Here is a 21497-nt window from a genome sequence, read left to right on the forward strand (position 1 = left end):
TGACGATGGCGACCTTCTTCATGCTGCTCCAGCGTAGAGATGTTCGGATGTCCGGCGAACCCATCCTCTGGTACATGCCCGGAGGATCCGCGCGCGGTGGTCGATCGAGAGGTCTGCATCAGGCAGCTCCCCCGCTCGGTCGCGCCGACCTGTACGAGGCAGTGCAGGACGGACCCCAGGGTGTGACCTGCTTGCTCAGGCCGAACAGGCGCAGGCGGTCAACACACGCGGAGATCGGGGCGGCGTGCTGCTCGGTGCCGGCGACCTCGCGCCGGTAGGACGGCACCGGAAACCTGAAGGTCTGCTCCGTCTCCGTCACCACCACAGGCACGACTGTCAGGTCGGTGACTTCCGGTCGTCGGGTCGGGCGAGACCGGAGCAGCACCGCAGCCGACCCCACAAGTTCGGCAGCCGCTCACTCTTCAGCAGCGTACGAGAACTCGGTTGCCGGCCCATCCCGCGTTTTTCAAGGCATCGGCACGCCCGCTGGGACGGGCCAGCGTTTACCTCCCATCCACGTCAGCCTCACCTTGACCACCGCGAAGAGACAGACGTCGGAGCCTGTCAGCGGGTTGGACGAACCATCACCGTCAGCCGAGGGGACGTCGGTGATGGCTGACTGTGCCCGATGTCCTTGTAGCCCCACGATTGATAGAGCGCGTGGACCTTACCGTCTCCTACCGCCGGGTTGACCATGAGAGTCACGTACGGTTCGTCGCGGCCCGCAAGAAGCCGGTCGTGGATGCGCCTTGCAACGCCCGTGCCTCGCCAGCTGGGACGTACGCCGATCTCCTTCAACGCCACGACCGGCTGCTCGGTATAAGTCTCACTCGGGGCGGGGTCCATGCGCTGCCAATACCGGTCCCCGTCCTCGATCCTGTTTCCGTACGCATAGCCCACGGGGTGCTCTCCGGCGTAGGCGAGTACAGCCTGGAAGCCGGGTTCAGCGCCGTGGCGGTCCAGCCGCTCCCCGAACGATGAGACCGCGTAGTTCGCCAGGTGCAGCAACGGAGCGCGCACTTCGGCGTAGACATCAAGCAAGTCGCCGCGGGCTGGCTCCAGGTCAGTGAACGATCGGAGTTCGATGACGGGTACCTCGGTGGGAGGGTTCCCGCGGGAGCTGTGAACGCTCCCTTGGGACGGACACGGACTATTTCTTGGTCCAGTAGTCGGCCAACATCTCCCCAGGCCAGTTCGGTTCACGTACGGGCCCGCGAGGCCCCATCTCTGCGAAGTACGGCGAGAGGTCGTAGATCTTCGTTCCGACAACGGCGTCCAGGTCAGCGACGCGAAGGCGAAGGCCGTCAACCTCAAGCAGCCGCGGGAACGACTGCGCGAGCTGGTTCGGCCTGCGGTGGTTTCGGTGGGCGAAGGTGCCGGTGGCCGGCCAGGCCGCGTTCCCGCGGGGGCTTCGAGCGTGGTACTCCACGTCCTCGGGCGAGGCCTGATCGAAATGCCACAAGACGATCAGGTGCGAAAATTCAGGGAGGCCCTGCACGGCGTCGAGGGGAAACTTCTCGTCGAGCTGGATCACCGACTCGATGCCGCCCCAGTAGTCGTCTGCCACCTCAGCACGGCCCTCGACGACTTCCCCGATCGGCTCGATCTCCAACGCCATGTCCTAGCCCTCCTGCTCCACCGCCAACATCGTTGCGGATCAATCTACTTCGGACAGATACGCCGCTGCTCGGGCGTCGAGAACGCCAACGGCCGGAATGCCCCGCCGGTGGTACGGGGTGAGCAACGTGCGCATGTCCTCAACCGCCTGCCGCGCTCGGCCGGAGTACATGCCCTCTTCCATGGCGTCCAAGACCCTCGTCCACGTTGCGCAGGCCTCTTCGACTCTCCCTTGACCGATCTGCGTTGCCCCCATGTATCCAAGGGTCACGGCGTGCGTGCGTCGGAACGCAGCCCCGCGCGTTCGTACAGATCGACGAAACTGCGTGATGGCACGCTTCGGGTCGCCCAGGTCCCGGAGTGTGCACGCCGTCTCGTGCGCGAGAGACGCCTCTCCGAAGAAGAAGGTTCGATCCGGCTCCCGAATGCCGTCGTGGGCCTCCCTCAGATCATCCTCGGCAACGAGCAGCGCGTGGGCGGCCTGCTTGTTCTGCTTGTTCGCGGCGAGAGCGCGCGCGTGCACAACGCCGAGCAGAGCCCGCTCTCGCGGCGTGGCAGCGGCATACCGTTCGCCGTGCACCGACGCCTGCGCGATCTCCAGCGCTTCACCCCGGAACCCCAGGTCCAGCGCCTGGTGAGCCATCGCCCTCAGAATGTGCCCGCTCAACGGTGCATCACCCGCCTTGGCCGCCAGCTTGACCGCAGCGTTGAAGCGCCTGAGCGCCACATCGTGCTCACTGTTGTCGAACGCCATCCAGCCGGATACGTAGGTTAGCTCCGCGACCGCGCCAAACATGTCGCGCCGAACGCGATCATTGGGGAAGCGTCCCTTGAGGAACGGAGCGGCCTCGCCTTCCAGGTATTCGTCGAGCGCCCGTCTGCCGTGCCCACCACCCCGACGCTGATCCATGCTTGAGAACGCCACGGTGAGCTCGCGTACGGTGCCCACGTCGCCGCTGCCGACACGCTTCCCGGATGCCGGCGCGTCGCCCTTCGGCGGCTCCGACATGGTTTCCCACCAGGTCGAGTCAGGCAGCGCGAGCGCTGCGGCGGAGTACACCCCGCCTGCAAGAAGGCGACGCCGGCTCGCGTCCACTCCACTCCCCAGTTCGCTCAGCGCGATCACCGGATCGACGCGCCAGTCCAGCGCCTCCTGCGCTGGTGAGGTAGGAACTGCGAACCCGGCCTCTTGTGGCGTAATTGCACGCTTCAGACGGCGGGACAGCGCCTCGCACAACATAGCGGGCGCTACGCCCGACGGTTCGGTGCCCTCGACCCACGCGGATACGTGGGTACGCCCGATTTTGGAGTTCTCTACTCGCTCCCCGGTCAGGGTCTCCCCGGCAACTCGGTTGTACCCGGCGGCGGCCTGCGCTCGTGACCAGCCCGCTTCCACCAGTAGCGCCTGGAGCCGCTCGTTTCTCTCGCGCGCCATCGTGCGCCCCCGCAATGGAAAACGATCTTTGGTCAGTTTGTTCAACCTGGCTTGGCAGCGTGCCGTCCCCGGCACGCTCACTCACGCTACCGGTCAACTTCACTCTGTGTTGCTGGCGTTGGCGGAAAGTCAGCCATCCGAGGACCTGGTTCCCGGAGATGATCTTTGTTCACTTTGTTCACCCTGGGCCTCTTGCACCGGTACCCGCGACAGTGCCTGAGCGGTTCGCTTGTTGTGCCAGCCACACGATGAGCAGGAGCGCCCCACATGAACTCCTTAACTGGCCCCAGCACTATGAGCGTCGGCAACTTGGCGACCCTCGGGCAGCAGGGGTGGAGCAAGTCCACGCGTCGACCCCCCGCCCGGCTCACCACGATGCCGCCCCTCATCCCGTCGGAGATCGCCGCCGCAGGCGAGCGTGAGCCGCATGTCGTGCCGCGTCTCCGCCGCATCGGAGCCGAGTGGCTGCGGCACTCGTGCTGGATGCCAGAAGAGCGCGTGGAGAACGTACTTGTCGTCCTCTCCGAGTTGCTCACAAACGCCGTTCTGCACGGCAAGGGACACTCGGTGGGCTACCGCAGTTGGTCCCCGCAGCCGGGCTTGATCCGGTTCGAGATCGACAGCGGGACAGAGACCGAGGAGCCGCCTCGGCCGCAGATGGTCCCGCCGACGCAGGAGTCCGGCCGCGGTCTGCTCCTCACCTCCAAGATCGTCGAGGAACTGGGCGGCGACTGGGGCTTCACCAGCCACGGCGCCACCGCTTGGTGCTGCCTACCGATCCACGACGAACAGCCTGCGAGCGGGCGGAAGGAACTGTGAGCGCCGCAACCGTGATCGAGGCGCCGGCTGCGGAGGCACCATCGGGCACGCCAGTAGCCGTCTACGCGTGCCCGACCAGCCCCGCCTTCCGGGACTCGGCTCTGCCTGGGGTCGCAGACTTCGTCCCGAGGCACGGGTGGGCGCCAGTCGAGACCCTTATCGACATCGCGGAGCTCGCGTCACCAACCGGCGAGCGTCCCGAGCGGGCGAAGGCGCTGTCCCTGGTGACGCTTGGCAAGACGCGGGACGTCGTGAAACCGAGCCATTCGATGCTCTGGCACGGCGCGGAGGAGCGTGCAGAGATCATCGACTGGCAGGAGCGCACGGGCGCGTGGGTGTCGAGTCCGTGGAACACGGTCGATGTGGCACCCCGACTTGGCCAGTTACGTCCGGCGCGGACTGTGCTGTGAACGCCGGTGTTCGCCGGCGTCGCGCGCGCGGCCGCCAGCTTCTGCGATTGCCGCGGCTGCGGTGGGTGGTGCGCCATCCAGTGCAGTACCTGGCCATGCTCGGCTTCGGCCCGGTCCAGCTCATCCTCCTGCCGACGCTCGTCAGCGGAGTCGCCGTCTTGGTGGTGACGTTGAAGCTAGACACCTCCTGAACTGGGGCTCCCCGATGAGGGAGTCGGCGCAAAGCCCTGCCTGCGCCCCGGCCGCGCTTCTGTGGGGGAGGTCGCGACCGGCCTTCGGGCCCGCCCACTGTCAGAGCAGGGCGGTGCAATACCCGGGGACGGCCCTGCCACAAGGGTCCAACCGGAAGGGGCGTGGGGGGGGAGATCCCCCGGTCTCCCCACACGCCGTCACCTGCATGAGAAGGGACGTCCGTGGAGGCCTTCGCCAAGCTCCGCAGCCGCCAGACCGGTGTGGCGTCGCGAATACCCATTACGTCCCGCGACGCGGGCCACACCAATCCAGTCGCATGACCAACTGACGAAGGACTGCTTCCCCCGTGACAGACATCCCGACCGACGCGACCGAGACCACCAGCCTGCGCAACAAGATGATCGACCAGCTTCGTGACGAGGGCTGGATCACTTCACCCGAGGTCGAGGCCGTGATGCGGAAGGTGCCGCGCGAGCGGTTCACCCCGCCCGGCACCGCCCTGGCTGACGTGTACAACCCGTGGGACGCGGTGGTCACCCAGACCAACGAGCACGGCGTGCATACCAGCTCCGTTTCCGCCCCGCAGGTCCAGGCGTTCATGCTCGAACAGGCACAGGTACGCCCCGGCATGAAGGTACTGGAGATCGGCTCGGGCGGCATGAACGCGGCCTACCTCTCCGAGCTCGTCGGCCCGACCGGCACGGTGGTCACCGTCGACATCAGTTCCGAGATCACCGAGACTGCGGCTCGTCTGCTCGCAGAGAACGGGTACGAGAACGTTCGCGTCGTCACCGCGGACGCCGCCGAGCCGATCCCCGGCGTAGGGGTGGCCGACGTCATCCTGGTCACGGTCGGGGCCTGGGACATCCCACCTGCTTGGACCTACCAGCTTCACCCCCAGGGGCGGCTCGTCGTCCCCCTGCGCGCCCGCGGCCTGACTCGCTCCATCTCGTTCGTCATGCAGGGGGATCACCTGGAGTCGACGTCCGCGAAGCAGTGCGGCTTCGTGGCCATGCAGGGCAGCACCGAACATCACGAACAACTGCTCCTCGTCGCAGGCACCGAGGAGATCGCGCTGCGGTTCGACGACGGACTGCCGATCGAGCCCAGCCAACTCGACAACGCGGTGAAGACGGAGCGGATCGAGCAGTGGAGCGGCGTGACGCTCGGCCGCCGAGAGCCGTTCGGCTCGCTCCAACTGCACCTGGCCATCACGGTGCCCGGCTTCTGCACCATGACGGTCGACCAGGACTTGGATTCCGGCATCGTCGTCCCCAACCGCCACGGGTTCTCGCTTGCCGCCGTGGATGGGGACTCCTTCGCCTACCTCGTGTTCCGCCCGGCCGGGGACGACGACGTCGAATATGGCGTCCACGCCCTGGGCAATCACGCGCAGCAGCTAGCCGACACGCTCATCGCGACTCTGCACGACTGGGACGCGCACCACCGCGGCGACTCCACCCCGATCTTCCGGGTCTATGCGGCCGGTACCCCGGACGACCAGGTCGTCGGCGACCGAGTCGTCGACAAGGTACACAGCCGCATCTCGCTCTCCTGGCCCGCGGCCTGACCGCCGCGCCGCCAGGTCGTCATGCACCACTCCACCAGTTACGGAGAGTGATCCACATGTCCGCTCCTGCCACCGTGCTCGACAAGCCCGCCGTGCAGTTCGCCGACGACGACTTCGCGCCCCTGGACGTGAGGGTCGTCGTGGCCGCCCATCCGATCGGCCGGCTGATGTGCTCCACAAGCGACGGCTGCGGCAACACCTGCGGCGGCAACGCGTCCTCGTGCAGCTCCCTCGTGCGCGACCCCGAGTGACCGCCCACTGATCAGCAAGGCCAGCGGGGGCGCCACGACTTCGTGGCGCCCCCGCGCTCCTTGGTTCTCCCGCACCGGAAGGAACACACCATGGCCCTAGACGTCAGGTACCGGTGGACTGGAGCCGCGGTGCTCCGCGCCACCACCGAGCCCGCTCCCGCCGTCATACCTCACGCCCTCAACCTGGATGATGCTGCTGTCAGTCGAGCGTGGCTGACGCGTCTCTTCGAGCGCCCAGAGGTTCGCAACGCGCTGTTCGCCGCCAGCCCGGTCCTGACCCGCACCGTCGAATCCATCGTGGGCGGCACCTCGGTACGGCCCCGACAGGTGCGCCGTGCTGCCCTGTCCGTCGCCTCATATCTCCTGCGCTGGCAGCACCGGCCCACGCCCTTCGGCCTGTTTTCCGGGGCCGCCGCGCTCACAGCCGGCCAGTCTCCACGGGCCCAGTGGGGCATCGCTCACCACGTGACGCTCCGGGCGGACGGCGAATGGATCAGCGACGTGATCAAGGCCCTGGAGAGCGATCCCGAAGTCCTCGACGCCCTGTACGTGACCGCCAATGACACCGTCCACGTCCGCGGGAACCGGCTCGTCGCTCCCGGGGTACCCGCCGACGGACACGACCGGCTGATGGCCCCCGTCGAAATGACACTGCGCCCGACGCGCCCGGTCGTGGCCGCCCTGGAGACTGCTGCCTCTCCCCTGCGGTACGGCTCTCTGCGCGACGAACTGACCATCGCGTTCCCGGCCGGCGCCGGAAGCAAGCTCAACGCGGTGCTGCACAGCCTGATCACGCACAACCTACTCATCACCAGCCTGCGCCCGCCCATGACCGTCCTGGATCCGCTCGATCACATCTGCCAGGAACTGAAGCGGATCGACGCTCACTCCATGCGCTTCAGCGGAGCCCTGGCCCGAGAGTTGTACGACCTGCGCGATGACCTCGCCGCGCACGCCGCACCGGCCGCTGGAACCGATCTGCGTGAGCTCACGCGCCGAATGCATCAGCACTCGCAGATCGCGCCGCTTCCCGTGGTCGTCGACACCACCCTGGACTGCGACGTCCAGGTGCCGGTCGACGTCGTCACAGAAGCAGAGACCGCGGTGAGCGTCCTGCACCAGGTCAGCCCCCGGCCCTACGGACATGATCTGTGGCGCTCCTATCACTGGCGCTTTCGCGAGCAGTACGGGCCCGGCGCCCAGGTTCCCGTCCTCACCCTGCTGCGAGACAGCGAACTCGGTTGGCCCGCCGAGTATGTCGGCGCCGAGCGCCGACGAGCCCCGGCGAGCATCACCGAACGCGATCGGGTCCTGCTCCGGCTTCTCCAACAGACCCAGATGGCGGGCTGCGGCGAGCTCGTCCTCGACGCTACGGCGGTAAGCGAACTTGCCCAGGCCGCCGGAGAGGAAGACCGGGCCTACAGCGACCGCAGCGAGTTCGCCTTCCAGATCCACGCCCGATCCACCCGGGCTCTGGCCCAGGGCGATTTCCTGCTGGAAGCCGTAGGCGTGCCACGGCCCGGGAGCAGCATGCTGGGCCGCTCCGCCCATCTCCTGTCCCCGGACGCCCGCCAGCAAATCGCTGACTCCTACGCGGCCCGGCCGGAGATCATCACCGCGCAGCTCTCGTTCAGCCCGCGGCGGCGCCGCAACGAGAACATCACCCGCACCGGGCCGCTGATGCCGTTCGTGATCCCGATCGGCGAGCACCCGCCTGCGGCGGGAGAGGTGATCTCCCTGGGGGATCTGGCGGTGACTGCGAATGCCAGGCACCTGTTCCTCATTCAGATCTCGACCGGCCGCGTCGTAGACGTGCGGGTGCCGCACGCGCTGGAGGCCGGCATCCAGACTCCTCCACTGGCCCGCTTCCTGGCCGAGATCGCAGGCGCCCGCCGATCCGCCTACGGCGAGTTCGACTTTGGCGCTGCCGCTCGCCAGCCGTACCTGCCTCGAGTCCGCTATGGCCGTACCGTTCTCAGTCCGGCCCGATGGCTTCTGGCCCGGGGCGATCTGCCCGGCCGCAACGCCTCCTTCACGCACTGGGATGCGCAACTCGCCGCATGGCAGGTTCGCTTGAACGTGCCTCAGCGCGTGGCCGTGGAGCAGTACGACCAGCGGCTTCCTCTGCATCTGGACCACCCGGTACATGGGCGCCTGCTGCGGGCCGCGCTGGACGGAACCGAGGAATTGGAGCTGCACGAGCTCCCCGACGCGGACGCACACGGCTGGATCGGACGCGCGCACGAGATCGTGCTGCCCTTCGTCCGCCAGCAGCCGGCGTCTGTCACCGATCCGGTGCCGCAGGCACGCACGGTCGCTCCCGCCGAGCTGTACTTGCCCGGCGGAGGCGACGTCCTGCGCATGCATCTCCACACCCATCCAAGCCGTTTCGACGAGATCCTTCTGACCTGGATCCCGCGACTGTTGGACAGGCTCGGCGGAGAGGTGCCGTGGTGGTTCGCCCGGCAGCGGGACCTGTCCCGCCCGGAAGACGGCCAGCACCTTGAAGTGACCCTGCATCTGAACGGCGGCTGGGGGACGGCCGCTGCGGCGATGAACGGCTGGGCGCGCGAGCTGCACGACGACAACCTGCTTGCCCGCCTGACGCTGGAGCCCTATCGGCCTCAGACTGGCCGCTACGGGACCGCGGAGGCACTGGACGCCGCGCACCACGTCTTCTGCGCCGAGTCCCGCTTGGCCGTCGAGCAGATCCGCCACGCCGAAGAGACCGACGTCGCACGGGAAGCACTCACCGCATGGGGGCTGCTCGGCATCGTCACCCAGGTCCTGGACTGCGTCGACGCCGGACTGCACTGGCTGATCGCGAACACCCCCGCCCACGGACGGCCGGACCGGGATCTGCGCCGACAGGTCATCCACCTGTGGGACGAGTCCCCTCCAGCCGACGCCGCGATCACCGCTGCGTGGAACACGCGGTGCGAGGCCCTGTTCGCCTACCGCCTCGCCCTCCTGAATCAAGAGCACGACCCGTGCACCGTCGTGCGCTCCTTGCTGCACCAACATCACGTCCGCGCCCTGGGCGTCGACCCGAAAGCGGAGGCCACCGTGCTGCACCTGGCCCGAACCGTCGCCCTACGTCACGCGCATGTCCAGGCCTCCCGATGAACGCCCCCGTCTGCCACGTTCACGGCGTGATCGAGGAGTTCGCAGCGCACCTCGACGAGTACACCTGGCCCGAGAAGCCGTGGGCCGGGCAATCCCTCGCTTCGGGAGCTGCAGGTATCGCCCTGTTCCACAGCGAGCACGCCGCCCGATGCCTGGCCGACTGGGGCTCCGCACATCAGTGGATCGGCCATGCCGCAGCTGGTGGCGTCAGCGTCGAGGACACCACCGGTCTCTACATCGGGGCCACCGCCGTAGCCTTCGTTTTCCACGGCGTTCCCCACCGCAGAACCGGCCTCTACAGAGACGCCCATGAGGCCCTGCACGAACACGTGCTCGCCCTGGCTCATAGGCGCACCGAAGCGGCAACCAAACGGATAAGCCGACGGCAGCCGGCCGCATTCTCCGAGTACGACACGTTCTACGGGCTCACCGGCATCGGCGCCTACCTGCTGCGCACCGACCCCAGCAGCAGCGCCATGGAGCGCGTCCTCGACTACCTCGTGGCCCTGACCCAACCCATCGACGCACACACGCCCGGCTGGTGGGTGGACCACGACCCGCGGCGCGAGCATGCGATGCCCGGTGGTCACGGCAACTTCGGTGCGGCCCACGGCATCACCGGCCCCCTGCTCCTGCTGGCTCAAGCCCTGCGTCGCGGCCACAGCGTGCCAAGGCAAGCGGAGGCTGTACGGACGATATGCGACCACCTCGACACCTGGCGCCAGGAAAGCGACGCCGGACCCTGGTGGCCCGAACACATCACGCTGGCCGACGTCGAGACCGGCCGCCCTCACCAGCGTCACCCCGGCCGCCCGAGCTGGTGCTACGGCACGCCCGGCATCGCCCGAGCTGGGCAACTCGCCGGGATCGCGCTCAACGACACTGCCCTGCAGACCTTCTACGAGGACGCCCTGTATCGGTGCCTCAATGACCCGGCCCAACTCGCCACGATCACCGATACGAGCCTGTGCCACGGCTGGGCGGGCCTCTACCAGACCGCATTCCGCGCAGCCCAAGACGCCCCCCGCCTGCACACGCTCCTGCCCTCACTGGGCAACCGCCTCCTGGCCGCTGCCGCCCCCGGCACCGACAAAGGGCCCGGCTTTCTTGAGGGCGATGCCGGATGCGCGCTCGCCCTCATCACCCTCGCCACCGCCACACCGTCAATCACCGGATGGGACTCATGCCTGCTCATCGACTGACCCCCAGGAGCTATCCGCGCACCACGGGTGAGGTGACCAATGCCGTCTTGGACGTGCTCTCCGGACAGTCGCTGGACAAGACGGCGCTCCGTGCCGGGATGACAACGGCCAGCCTGGCCGATGCCGTTGACGCCTTCGTCGCGGCCGGATCCGATGCCCTCTTCCGCCACCAGCAACAGCCCAACTGGGCCCAGGTGTATGTGGAGTTCCCCTCCTGGCACGACGCCGACCAGGCCGCTTACGAACACCTCGTGCCGCTGCTTCGTGACCTAGAAGTTGGCGGCGCATCCTCCATGTGGTGGTTCATCCGCAAGCACCCCTACTGGCGGCTGCGGGTGCACACCGAGGGCGAGGAGCGGTTGCGCGCCGAGCTCGGCGCCCGACTCGATAACCTGGTGAAGGCGGGACATCTCCGTTCCTGGCTCCCCGGCCAATACGAGCCGGAGATGGCTGCCTTCGGCGGCCCCGCCGGCATGATGAATGCCCATCTGCTGTTCGCCGCCGACAGCCACCACATCCTCAACCTGCAAGGACTGCCGGAACTCCCACTCGGCCGACGCGAAATCTCGGTGCTGCTCTGCACGGTCATGATGCGCGCCGCCGGCCTGGAGTTCGGCGAGCAGGGCGACGTGTGGGACCGGGTCATCAACGAGGAACAGCGCAACGTCGAGGGTCGCGAGGCGAAGCTCAACACGATGGCCGCAGCAATCCGTCCGCTGCTCCTGACCGACCTCAGCAACGACGGGGCACTCTTCGGGCTCGACGCGCCGCTGCTTCCCGTCGCGGAATGGGCAACCGCATTCCGACTCGCAGGCCAATCCTTCAAGGCAGGGGTGGCAACGGGGACCCTGGAACGCGGCCTGCGCCGCGTTCTCGCCTACCACATCATCTTCCACTGGAACCGGCTCGGCCTCTCCACTGGCGCCCAGAGCGCCCTGGCGCTCGCCGCACGAACTGCGATCTTGGAACCGCCTAGCGCTTGACCCTTGCGCTGCAGCTCCCTGGGCTTTTTCGTTCCTGCGATAGCAGCAGGTCATAAGGCCTACAGCGGCCCTGAACACAGCATTTCACTATCTGCGTCGGCCACTCATCAGTGCCCATATCGCTGAAAGGCGCGGTGGGGCTTCGACCAGCCAACACACCCGCTGTTGGCGGCGCTCATTTTTGCGAATAGGCGGAAGGCGTCACACGGTTGCCGGCGACGATGCCGACGACAACCGCCCGGTCGATACCTGTTCCCTTAGGGCGATGGGTTGTGGTCCATGCGACTTCGTCGACACGCATGTTGCCCTGGGTTTCCTCTTTGGGTGTGAGATCGAGGACGAGGAGCTGGCTGAACGGGGCGTTGGTGATGGTGTACTCAGCCGCCTGGGCAAGATAGCGGTCTTCAAGGTAGGTGGGGTCGTTGTCGGAGCTGTCTTGCTTTATCTCGGTGAGGTAGCGCAGAGCTCCGAAGTGCGTCATGACATCTGCACGCCCCATCCCTATGTCGACGGGTTCTACGAGCACCACGTTGTGAAGTGGACCCGCCTGAAGCCACTGGTGGAAGTCACGTTGAAGATCGGCCTCGACCGGCTTACGAGCCTCCTTGCCCTCCGGCTTGCGCCGATAGTCGAAGGCGGGAGGTTCGCCCTTCTTCGTTGTACCGAAGAGATTGCTGCGAGTGAGATCAGAGCGGCTCTTGAGAAAGAGCAGAGTCTGCTCGACCAGGGCCGAAAACGTCCTGCGTGTCTCCCCAGTGAATGCCTGGTGCGCGGACAGTTGGTTCATCAGCGCATCCAATTTAGGCACGACGAGTGGGTCGGTGGCCTTCAGGCGGGCTATGTCGCTGTCGTAGGCGAGGCCCTCGATGAGGAGAAGCTGGTGATCGTCCAGTGCGAGAGCAATGCTGAGGGCTCGCTCGCCCAGCAGGAGGAGAAGGGTGGGCGCCAGCCGCTGAAGGCGATTCATCCCCGCTCTTGCTCCGCCAGGATCGTCGTCATCGGTCGCGCCGTCATTCGACGAGGTGGCAGCGTCTGCGGGTTCGCGCCGGGCTGCGGTGTCGATAGCTTGAAGGAGAGCCGTGGCGGTGGCCGTGTCAAAATCGCGGGTGACGTGATGGTCTGTCTCTTGTGCGGCGCGGCGTAGTTGCGCCAGGAAGGCCTGCTCGCGCAGGAATCTGTCTTCGATCGCTGGCTGGACAAGATGGGCTAGGCCATGGCTGACACCACTGGCCAAGGGGCAGACGGTTCGGGCGGCACTGTAGGCGCCAAGGACAGTGTCCAGGGCCTGCCAGGCATCCATCCAGGCTTCCTCTTGAAGGGTTGTGGCTGCGGCGCGCAGTTGCAGGATGAGGCGTTGCCAGGCGATCTCGGCCGAGCGACGCGGTTGCAGCCAGGCGGGTTGATGGGTGCCGTGGAGCCAGGCTTCACGCTGATCCACCGCCTGTGCAATCTCGTCGGCCGCCCGCGTGATGGTCGCGGCGTCATGCCGACCGAAGGCCAGGATGGCATCGCACACGGCGGCATAGATGCGGGCGTCGTCGCGGGCCTCTTCGGCCTGGGCTGCGGTTTCGAACTGCTTGCGTGCCAGTACGAGGTGGCTGGTGACGGCGCCCACATCTTGGGAAGACAGAGCTCGACGCAGTAGATCGCAACCGAGCTCGAACATGGCGTCCACATCGGCGGCTTCGTCGTGGGTGAGTTGCTGTAGCAATTCACGCACGGTTTCGGTGATCGTGTCTTCGTCTGCCCAGCGATCGAGGGCGAGGCCGAGCAGACGCGGCAGACGCTCAAGGAAGTCTTCGGGTCCATCGTTCGGCACGTCCTCGATGGCCTGCCACACCTTGAAGGGAGTGACGGCGTCGGCAACCGCGAGGCGGACTGCGCCTTCGAGACGCGCTGCGGCCAGCAGCGGGGCGAGTTCGATCTGCGCGAGCAAGTCGTCCAGCAGTGCTGCGGTCAGGGACTTGCCCAACGCTTTGGCTGCTGTGGGGCTGTGCAGGAGCGCGTCCATGGACGCTGAAAGATGCAGGACGCTGGGCTGCGCGGCCAGTCCATGTGGGAATGCCGCTGCGGCAGACTGCCATTGAGCGTCGCTGCGGTTGAAAGCATCCGCGACGGCTTCGGCCAGGTAGGCAGCGAGGGGGCCGGCAGCCACGTCGCCGGCTTGGCTAGCGACCGCATCCGGGGCAAGGCCGATGGCCGGGAAGGTAATGGCCTTGCCTTCTGAGGCCAGTTCGGAGAGCCGGTCGGCGAGTTGCGGCACAGCATCCGTCCTTCTCTGGCTGACGTGGCGCGTGGTGTCACCACAAGGAGGCGCCGACCTCGGCCTGTCTGATGGTTTGGACCGGCAGCGTGGCCTGCGCGAGTTCGAAGTCTGCGGTGGTGATGACTACCTGCAGGTCGCTCTCGGCCGCGACAGACGCCAGTTCCGTGAAGAGCTTACGGGCGTCGTCGGACTGCATCTCCTCGGACTTGGGACTGTCGATCAGTAGAAGTCCCGGATGCGTCGATACGCCATAGCGCCGGCCAACACGTAGCAAGGCGATGACGACGGCGATCCGTAGCCGCAGACGTGCTCCCGCCGACTGGTCCGTGAACCATTCCTGCTTGCTGCCCATGGGAAAGATCTTCAGGCGAGCACTTCGATCGATTGACACTCTCTCCAGGGAAGGCACACCGAAGAGGGTGGCCAGTTCTGCGATCTCCTGGTTGACCTCTTCGAACAGTGCTGTGGCGGCTGCTTTGCTGTCCTGCTCCAGCAGGACAGCGGCCGCCGTCAGGATGGAGGCGGTCTTTTCTTCCGCAGCATCTGCGGCTGGAGGCTCCGGCTCATGGAAGACGCTGAGAGCCCCTTCGCGGCGTAGTACGTTCTCCTGCGCGGCCAGGCGTGCGGGAAGGTCTGCCGCCGACTGGGCGCGCCGCAACTGCGCTTGAGCAGATTCCAGCTGGTGGGTCAGGCGATCGACTGTTTCCTCTGCACGCTCAAGGGCCTCTTTGGCGACGGCCTCGGCTGATGTGCTTGTCGTCAATCGTTCACGTGCCTCGTCGGTTACCTCGTGCGGCTCCTCGTCGTCGCCGGTCACCTCTCGGGCGCAGACCGCACAAGTGCTGGCCTGCTGCTCTTGATGGCGTCGGGTGTCGTCGATCTCCTGGTCGCAGCGTGGGCAGCTGGATGGGTTCAGGCCGTGGAAGAGCAGGCGTGCGGTGGCGCTTTCAGTGACGTCGTTGAGGAGCTTGGCGGCCTGTTGGCGCTCAGTACGGGCGCGGCGGAACACTCTGGATGCCTCGTCCCACTCGTCTTGGGCGTCAGCGAGCGTACGGGCGAGTTGCACGGCGTTACCAGCGAGGTCGACCAGTGACGTGTCGTCTTCGTCCTCGGGGAGCAGGCTCGCCAGGTGATCCCGGGCGCGGGCGAGTTCGGCTTCAAGGCGCTCCCGTTCTGAGGCGCGCTCCGCCGCTTCAGCATCCGCCGCCGTGCGGCGGGCCTTGGCCTCGGCGACACGCACATCGCGGACCGCTTTGACCCGGGTGAGGGCGGCCGCCGCAGGCAGGTCCAGGAACACCTGCAGAAGCCGGCCGGGCAGTCCGTTGGCGGCAACTTCACCCAACAGCGCCTTGTCGCCGCCTGCAGGGAGGTACACGGCTCCGAAGTAGGCAGGCCACCCGTGAGTCTGAGTACTAGTCTCCTTGAAGCTGTTGACCAACGGCTGCAGGTCCATCCGGCCCAGCATGAGTCCTGCAATCTGTTCCGCATAGCTGTCGGTGCTGGCCGCTCGCAGTAGCGCCGTAATGCCTCGGGCTGGGTCTGGGGTGCGTACATCGGCCAGCGCGGCGGAATCTTTACTCGTCAGCACGACGGCCGAAGTGATCTCTCCGTCCGTGAGGTCAAGCCGGAATCCCATAGACTCGCCAGCGACCGTCGCGTCCAGGTCCACCCGGCTCAGCCAGCCACGGACACGGTTTTGCATCTCGCTGCGCGGCGTGCCGCGCAGACACCAGGTCAGCAGTTCCAGCACCGAGGTCTTTCCGCGGAAGTTGGACGCGACCAGCGCCGTCAGACCCGCGGAGAAGTCCAGAGGAGTATCGAACGGGCCAGGCTCAACCTCGCCGGTGCGCTCGCCGGCCACCCGCAGTCGGTGCACATGCAGCGACCGTGGGCGCGCCGGGGAGACGACCAGCGGCAGTCCGTACTCGGCGAACACGTCGCGGACATCATCAATCCCCACGCCCGCCTTGGCCGAGATGCGAGTCTCAAGCAGAACCTCCGTCTGCACCGCGCTCATGCTTTCCCCGCCCCCTGTTCCTGCAGTCCCTGTCGGATGGACGCCAGACGCCGACGGGCCTGCTCGCTGATCGACGCGATGCGGCTCCCCCGCGGCGTCTCGGCGTACTCACGTGTCAGGTACTGCTGCTTCTTCAGTTCGCTGCCGGACTTCTCACCTGCAAGTCGCAACACCAACTCGACCTGCTTGACGTAGTAATCGAACGCCGGGGCCTCACTGACAATCTCCCGGGCCACCCGACGGCCCTCCTGCAGGAGGAAGTAGTCGTGCTGACGTACCCGGTTGACCGTTCCCCGGCGCCTGCGCACCAGCAGTCCGGCGCTGCGCAGCACCGCCAGGGCATCGTCTAGCCATTCGTAGGCCCCGAAGTGATGCCGCAGCATCGGGTAACGACGGACCTCGGGCTCCTCGGAGCCGAGGATCCGGCTGGCAATGTCGAGCAGAGCCTGTTCCCGGTCGCTCTCGTACTCGGTGAGCAGTTCGTTCGCCAGGTAGTCCGGGTTACGTAGCCAGAAATCCAGCTTCTGCAGCTTGACCTGCGTCCGCATGACACCGACCGCGTGCTCCAACAACGGCACAGCCCGATCCGCGTCAGTCAGCGGCTCACACGCCCCATCGATCAGCAGCAACAGACGCACCGCGTCCTGCTCCCGACTGGTCACCGGGCCCCCCGGCCCTTCCCCCTCGTGATCCATCGCAACAGCGTAACCATCCGCATATAAATCTGACTATGGGATGAGCGAGGAGAATATGCGCACCCGACTGACCTGTTCTGCTACATGAGAGCACCGGGTTCGCCCCACCATCTCCCGCCACACCGAGGGCCAGGGGTTACCAGACGCTGGCCAATCCGCTCTCCGCACAGGCCACGAAGAAGCGAGGGCACCCTACTTCCCTGAGCTCAGGTGCATTCCGTCGGCAGCAGACTTAAGACTGGCCCGCAAATGCGAGCCGGTGGCAGATGCAGGGTGGTCATTTAGCCTGCGGTGCCTGACCTGTTGGCGGTGGGGGTTCAGGGCCGTACGTCCATGATGGCAAGTGCCTGGTCGCGCAGGGAGCCGGTATTGATGGCTTCTCCTTCGAGGGAAGGCGGCGGCTCCGGAACGGGACCCGGACGCGTCCGCCGGCACCTTGATACGCCTTGTCGGCCCAGCAGCTGAGTCCTGCTTCGGCGAGGGCCTCGATGATTCCGTGCTGTCGTGCGGCTGCGAGGTCGTGAGTGCAGCCGGGCAGCGCCGGCGAGGCCCAGAGCATGCGGCGGCAGTTGTACGCCGAACTTCCGGCCGACCGCGGCCAGACCCATTTCAGCACCTCCGGCGCCACCACCGTGGCCGGTCTGGTGGCGTGGGAGATCACCCAGGAGCACCTGCCGGCGGCGAGCTTTCTCGACGCACCTCCAGAGACGGGCCGGCGGTGAACTCCGTAATGCTCAGGCCCTCGCACCCGCAACTCATCTGTACGAACTGACGATTCGGAGTGAGCGAATGACAACATCCAGGCGCGCGACGCAAGCTCTGTTGAGCTCGGCCGTGATCGTGAGCGTCCTCTCTGTCGTCACCAACTCGGACTCGGCCAACAGCACAACAATCAACCATCCGTATGAGCAGACCGGCGGCGTGTACTACGTATCGCCCGGCGGCAGCGACAGCGCGACCGGCACCAAGGATGCTCCCTGGGCCTCCTCACCCATGCCTAGGCCGCCGCCCAGCCGGGTGACACCCAAACCTCAAGCGACGGCAGCGGCGCCACAACACCAGCCATGCCAAGATGCGGTGTGTCGGCGAACAAACCATGGCCGCCCTGAAGAGCTGGCGCGTTCTCCCCAAGATCCGGTGCAGCACCACCCGGATCACCGACCTCGTACGGGCGATACTCCCCTCCACCTCGCCGATTCAGCGTGAGGTTGGAAGGGCTCTGTACCGCGTCTCCAGGGCTTAATCGAAGTCGCACGCTGTCTTCACCGCGCATGAAACCAGATAGTGGCGAGTCGCTATCAGATCTCCGCCAGCCGGGCCAAGTCGCTCATCGAACCGACAATGACCGCCCATGCCGCCGATGGAGGTCCGATGCGCCCGCAATTCATGGATGCCAAGCAGACCGCCGAGTACCTCAACATGTCCGTCACGTGGGTCTACCGCGACGCCCCTCGGCTGGGGCTGGCTGCCTACAAGTTCGGTGTGGGACGGAACGCAAAGTTGCAGTTCAAGATCTCCGATGTGGACGCGTGGGCTCGGCAACAGCGTCTCGGCTGACAGAGCTGCGGCTCTGGAGCTTGACGCTTCCAGAGCCGCCCGCCGCTCATCGCCGCTCGCTTCACTTCCCGAGCGTCCTCAGGCGGCGAGGTCGTGAAGACCTTGGTCGAGGAGCCTCGCCGCCCGCCCGATCGAAGCCGGCATGAGATGTCGGTAGATGCGGAACGTGACCTCGATGCTCTTGTGCCCCATCCACTCGGCGACGTCCGTGATGGGGATGTTGTGTGCCAGGCAGTTCGCCGCGAAGAAGTGCCGGTACCCGTAGATCGTCATGCCTTCGGGGATGTCCACGTCCTTGCCGGGCAGCTTCCGATACCAGATGGCATTGATCGAGCTGTGGTTCATGTGCTTGGCACGGGCTCCTTGGAGGACGTAGCCGTCCGCGGTAGTTCCGTGCTTCTCCACGAAGCGCTCGATCGCTTCACGGATGCTCCGAGGTAGCGGGACTTCGCGGAACTCCCCGGGCTTCCGGTGCTTGAGCTTCTCGAGCTTCCTCGTTCGGTAGTGGACCTGCTCCGTGACGCGGTAGACGTCGTCGGCCACGATGTTGTTCACGTTCAGGGCCAGCGCCTCTCCGTTGCGCAGGCCGCAGCCCGCCATCATGTCCACGAACATCGAGAAGCGGTCGTGGTCGGCAGCCGACTTGATCCCGATGATCTGTTCCTTCGTGGGCACGACGGCCCGCTCGGCCTCGTACCGCGGAGCGTCGACCCCTTGCAGGGGGTGCTCGTTGATCGCCCCCTTGCGGTGGGCATCGAGCAGCAGCGTCTTGAGAAGGACGTAGACCTTGAACTGCGTGGGGTCGGGCGTCCCGAGGCGATCCATCGTCGTCAGGAAGCTCTCCACCACCATCGGGCTGAACGTTTCCACACGACGTGATCCGAGCTCCGGGATCAGGTGGTTGCGGGCGAGGTGCTCGTATTCGTACGCCGTGCCGTACGAGAGTCGCCGCTGTCGGCCCATGTAGTCGCCGACGAAGTCCTCGAACCGCATCTGCCCGTAGTGCCGGATGAGTTCGGCCTTGGACGCGGGCGTGTTGGACTTCCGTGCGTACAGCTCGACGAGCCGTTCCTTCGCAGCGTCCTGCGTCCGGAAGCCGGTCTCCTCGCGCTGCTTGCCGCCGGCGTCGCGGTACCGGATGAAGTAGGGATGCGGGCAACGGGTGGGCTGGCTGCACTTGCACGCCTTGGCGAAAGTGCCCATGCCGCGGGCGAGCTGTTTGGGTATGGAAGGCAAAGTACTGACCTCGGGCTCGTGCTGACTTTTTGCTGACTCAGCGCCCGTGATTGTGGTTCTGATCTTCGGCCGCACCAAACGGCAGCGTCCGTCGGTCGCAGCGGTCCTGCTTGATCGACGGCAAGATGACAACTCCGTCAACCCTCGCGTGAGCAGGGAATCTCTTGGGAAAGGGTCAGGATCATGACACAGGCGACCACGACCTCCACCCGCCCTGCTCACCCGCTACGTCAGCTGCTCGCCGCCTCCGTCGGCAACGCAGTGGAGTGGTACGACTGGTACGCCTACACCTTCCTGGCCACCTATATCGCGGACCAGGTCTTCCCCAAGGGCGCGGACAACTCGCTCGTGCCGCTCCTGTCCACCTTCGCCGTCTTCGCGGTCGGCTTCTTCATGCGGCCCGTGGGCGGGCTGCTCATGGGGGCCGTCGCCGACCGGCGCGGGCGGCGTGCCGCGCTGACGGTGACCATCCTGCTGATGGGCGGCAGCAGTCTGCTCGTCGGGCTGACCCCCACGTACGCGACGGTGGGCGTCCTCGCGCCGGTCGTGCTGGTGCTCGCGCGGCTGCTCCAGGGGCTGTCGGTGGGCGGCGAGTTCGCGGCGTCGACGACGTTCCTCGTCGAGTCCGCGGGACCGGGCCGGCGCGGCCTGTTCTCGTCGTTCCAGTACGTGTCCACGTCGCTCGGGCAGTTGGCGGCCTCGGGCATCGCCGCACTGCTCGTGAGCACCCTCACCGACGGCCAGATGGACGGCTGGGGCTGGCGCGTGCCGTTCCTGGCCGGGGCGCTGCTCAGCCTGGTGGGCTTCTGGATCCGGCAGGGCGCCCAGGAGACGCGCGCGAAGGCGGAAGGGCCGCGGCCCGGGCTGTTCGACGCGCTGCGCCATCATCCGCGCCAGTCTCTGCTGATCGGCGGCATCACCGCGGGCGGCACGCTCGCCTACTACACGTGGACCTCGTACCTGCCGACGTACGCGGAGCTGAACACGGACATCGACAAGTCCGACGCGCTGCTCGCCGGGACGGTGTCGCTGGCCTTCTTCGCGCTGCTCCAGCCGGTCGGCGGACTCCTCTCGGACCGGTTCGGACGCAAGCCGCTCCTGCTGTTCTTCGGTATCGGCTTCGCGCTGCTGAGCGTGCCGCTGCTGCACGGCCTGACCGGGTCGTTCGCGTCGCTGCTGATCACGCAGTGCGCGGGAATGGTGCTGCTCACCGGCTTCACGTCGATCTCGGCGGCGGTCAACGCGGAGGTGTTCCCGGCGCGGGTGCGGGCGGCCGGGATCGGGTTCCCCTACTCGCTGACCGTGGCGCTGTTCGGCGGCACGGCCCCGTACATGGGCACGCTGTTCAAGGAGATCGGGCACAGCGGGCTGTTCCCCTGGTACGTGGCCGTGCTCTGCCTCGTGTCCTCCGCGGTGTACCTGCGGCTGCCGGAGAGCGCCCACCGCGAGCTCGACCGGTGAGGGACGCCGGGGGGGCGTGGTCGCCCGGTCAGCGGTCGCGGCGCGCCCGCCAGTAGCCGCAGAACATGATCCGGTCCTTCGGTACGCCCTGGGCCACCCAGTGCCGGCGCAGCCCCGTCGCGAGGCCGGACTCGCCCACCACCCAGCCGTAGAAGGGGACTTCGGGCAGCGGGAGCGAGCGGGCCCGCTCCAGCGCGGCGACGCCGGGTACCGGCGGGCCCGTCGTGCCGCGTTCGACCCAGACGATCTCGACGCCGGGCGGTGCGATGAGCTCCTGGCGGTCCTCTGGCGTCGGGACCTCCGCGACGGCGGTGCCCGTGATGTCGTCGGGCAGGGACGCGAGGACCCCGGCGAGGGCGGGGAGCCCGGACTCGTCCGCGACGAGGACGACGCTGCGCAGGTCGTCGGGCCGGTTGAAGCCGATGCCCTCGTCGACGAGGACCACGCTGTCCCCGACGGAGCAGGTACTGGCCCATGTGGCGGCGGGCCCGGCGGCGTGGCCGTTCTCCTCGCCGGGGTCGCCCGGGTCGCCGTGGAGCACGAAGTCGACGTCCAGCTCGGGCCCTTCGGGGCCGTCGGGGCGGTGGGCGCGGACCGTGTAGTTGCGCAGGACGGGGCGGACGCCCTTGGGCGCGGCGAGCAGTTTGAGGTAGCTGAGGG

At 67.0% G+C, this 21497-nt stretch carries 19 protein-coding genes and 2 pseudogenes; 12 read left to right on the forward strand and 9 right to left on the reverse strand.

The features are described 5' to 3' along the window. Positions 1 to 564 precede the first annotated feature (564 nt). The 3 genes from GTW43_RS12150 to GTW43_RS12160 form a co-directional block, all read right to left on the reverse strand. Positions 565 to 1041, reverse strand: a complete 477-nt coding sequence (locus GTW43_RS12150; RefSeq protein ID WP_237536549.1) for a GNAT family N-acetyltransferase — start codon at positions 1039 to 1041, stop codon at positions 565 to 567. A 109-nt stretch (positions 1042 to 1150) separates the two neighbouring features. Continuing rightward, the gene (locus GTW43_RS12155) at positions 1151 to 1618 is read right to left on the reverse strand and encodes a TrmO family methyltransferase (RefSeq protein WP_161301666.1); all 468 of its coding nucleotides are present in this window, start codon (positions 1616 to 1618) and stop codon (positions 1151 to 1153) included. Positions 1619 to 1657: 39 nt separating this feature from the next. Next, positions 1658 to 3097: a Tat pathway signal protein gene (locus GTW43_RS12160; protein WP_343245979.1), complete on the reverse strand. Its 1440-nt coding sequence runs from the start codon at positions 3095 to 3097 to the stop codon at positions 1658 to 1660. 249 nt (positions 3098 to 3346) lie between these two features. On the opposite strand from GTW43_RS12160, the gene GTW43_RS12165 reads away from it, so the two are divergent. The 8 genes from GTW43_RS12165 to GTW43_RS12195 all read left to right on the forward strand — a co-directional run bounded on the left by GTW43_RS12165 (position 3347) and on the right by GTW43_RS12195 (position 11605). Then, positions 3347 to 3871, forward strand: coding sequence for an ATP-binding protein (locus tag GTW43_RS12165; RefSeq protein ID WP_161301667.1), 525 nt, complete (start codon positions 3347 to 3349; stop codon positions 3869 to 3871). Next, complete coding sequence (locus GTW43_RS12170) at positions 3868 to 4281, forward strand: hypothetical protein (protein WP_161301668.1); 414 nt, start codon at positions 3868 to 3870, stop codon at positions 4279 to 4281. Before GTW43_RS12165 ends, GTW43_RS12170 begins: the two co-directional genes overlap by 4 nt. A gap of 65 nt (positions 4282 to 4346) precedes the next feature. After that, a complete protein-coding gene (locus GTW43_RS38480) occupies positions 4347 to 4472 on the forward strand; it encodes a hypothetical protein (protein ID WP_272922519.1) in 126 nt (41 codons plus the stop codon). Between the two features lie 347 nt (positions 4473 to 4819). Beyond that, complete coding sequence (gene fxlM, locus GTW43_RS12175; protein WP_343245980.1) at positions 4820 to 6043, forward strand: methyltransferase, FxLD system; 1224 nt, start codon at positions 4820 to 4822, stop codon at positions 6041 to 6043. 56 nt (positions 6044 to 6099) lie between these two features. After that, positions 6100 to 6294, forward strand: a complete 195-nt coding sequence (locus tag GTW43_RS12180) for an FxLD family lanthipeptide (protein WP_161301669.1) — start codon at positions 6100 to 6102, stop codon at positions 6292 to 6294. A gap of 129 nt (positions 6295 to 6423) precedes the next feature. Next, complete coding sequence (locus tag GTW43_RS12185) at positions 6424 to 9420, forward strand: lantibiotic dehydratase (protein WP_343245981.1); 2997 nt, start codon at positions 6424 to 6426, stop codon at positions 9418 to 9420. 26 nt (positions 9421 to 9446) lie between these two features. Continuing rightward, positions 9447 to 10622 (forward strand): lanthionine synthetase C family protein, encoded by a 1176-nt coding sequence (locus tag GTW43_RS12190; protein ID WP_343245982.1) that lies wholly within the window; start codon positions 9447 to 9449, stop codon positions 10620 to 10622. A gap of 32 nt (positions 10623 to 10654) precedes the next feature. Continuing rightward, positions 10655 to 11605, forward strand: coding sequence for a thiopeptide-type bacteriocin biosynthesis protein (locus GTW43_RS12195; RefSeq protein WP_161301672.1), 951 nt, complete (start codon positions 10655 to 10657; stop codon positions 11603 to 11605). A 175-nt stretch (positions 11606 to 11780) separates the two neighbouring features. On the opposite strand, the gene GTW43_RS12200 is transcribed toward GTW43_RS12195, so the two are convergent. From GTW43_RS12200 to GTW43_RS12215, 4 genes and pseudogenes are all read right to left on the reverse strand, one after another. Beyond that, on the reverse strand, positions 11781 to 13868 hold the full coding sequence (locus tag GTW43_RS12200) for a hypothetical protein (RefSeq protein ID WP_161301673.1): 2088 nt from the start codon (positions 13866 to 13868) through the stop codon (positions 11781 to 11783). Between the two features lie 37 nt (positions 13869 to 13905). Beyond that, a complete protein-coding gene (locus GTW43_RS12205; RefSeq protein WP_161301674.1) occupies positions 13906 to 15888 on the reverse strand; it encodes an ATP-binding protein in 1983 nt (660 codons plus the stop codon). After that, on the reverse strand, positions 15885 to 16583 hold the full coding sequence (locus GTW43_RS12210; RefSeq protein ID WP_161301675.1) for a hypothetical protein: 699 nt from the start codon (positions 16581 to 16583) through the stop codon (positions 15885 to 15887). The genes GTW43_RS12205 and GTW43_RS12210 overlap by 4 nt, the downstream gene beginning before the upstream one ends. A 403-nt stretch (positions 16584 to 16986) precedes the next feature. Continuing rightward, positions 16987 to 17145: pseudogene (locus GTW43_RS12215) on the reverse strand (IS5/IS1182 family transposase); the annotation flags it as partial. Here GTW43_RS12215 and GTW43_RS12220 point away from each other — a divergent pair. From GTW43_RS12220 to GTW43_RS12225, 3 genes and pseudogenes are all read left to right on the forward strand, one after another. Beyond that, positions 17141 to 17305 carry a hypothetical protein gene (locus GTW43_RS12220; RefSeq protein ID WP_202501361.1) on the forward strand — a complete coding sequence of 55 codons (165 nt, stop codon included), beginning with the start codon at positions 17141 to 17143 and terminating at the stop codon, positions 17303 to 17305. The pseudogene GTW43_RS12215 and the gene GTW43_RS12220 overlap by 5 nt on opposite strands. 320 nt (positions 17306 to 17625) lie before the next feature. Further along, a pseudogene (locus GTW43_RS38000) lies at positions 17626 to 17789 on the forward strand (IS5/IS1182 family transposase); the annotation flags it as partial. Between the two features lie 78 nt (positions 17790 to 17867). Continuing rightward, the gene (locus GTW43_RS12225) at positions 17868 to 18140 is read left to right on the forward strand and encodes a helix-turn-helix domain-containing protein (protein ID WP_161301676.1); all 273 of its coding nucleotides are present in this window, start codon (positions 17868 to 17870) and stop codon (positions 18138 to 18140) included. 78 nt (positions 18141 to 18218) lie between these two features. Here GTW43_RS12225 and GTW43_RS12230 read toward each other — a convergent pair whose 3' ends face one another. After that, complete coding sequence (locus tag GTW43_RS12230; RefSeq protein ID WP_237536550.1) at positions 18219 to 19376, reverse strand: tyrosine-type recombinase/integrase; 1158 nt, start codon at positions 19374 to 19376, stop codon at positions 18219 to 18221. Positions 19377 to 19559: 183 nt separating this feature from the next. Between GTW43_RS12230 and GTW43_RS12235 the strand changes: the two genes are divergently transcribed. Beyond that, on the forward strand, positions 19560 to 20837 hold the full coding sequence (locus GTW43_RS12235; RefSeq protein WP_161301677.1) for an MFS transporter: 1278 nt from the start codon (positions 19560 to 19562) through the stop codon (positions 20835 to 20837). Between the two features lie 28 nt (positions 20838 to 20865). On the opposite strand, the gene GTW43_RS12240 is transcribed toward GTW43_RS12235, so the two are convergent. Then, positions 20866 to 21497: siderophore-interacting protein (locus tag GTW43_RS12240; protein WP_161301678.1), on the reverse strand; the 632-nt coding region annotated here is incomplete at its 5' end.

The organism is Streptomyces sp. SID5785 (assembly GCF_009870065.1).
In the GTDB taxonomy this organism is placed as follows: Bacteria; Actinomycetota; Actinomycetes; order Streptomycetales; family Streptomycetaceae; genus Streptomyces.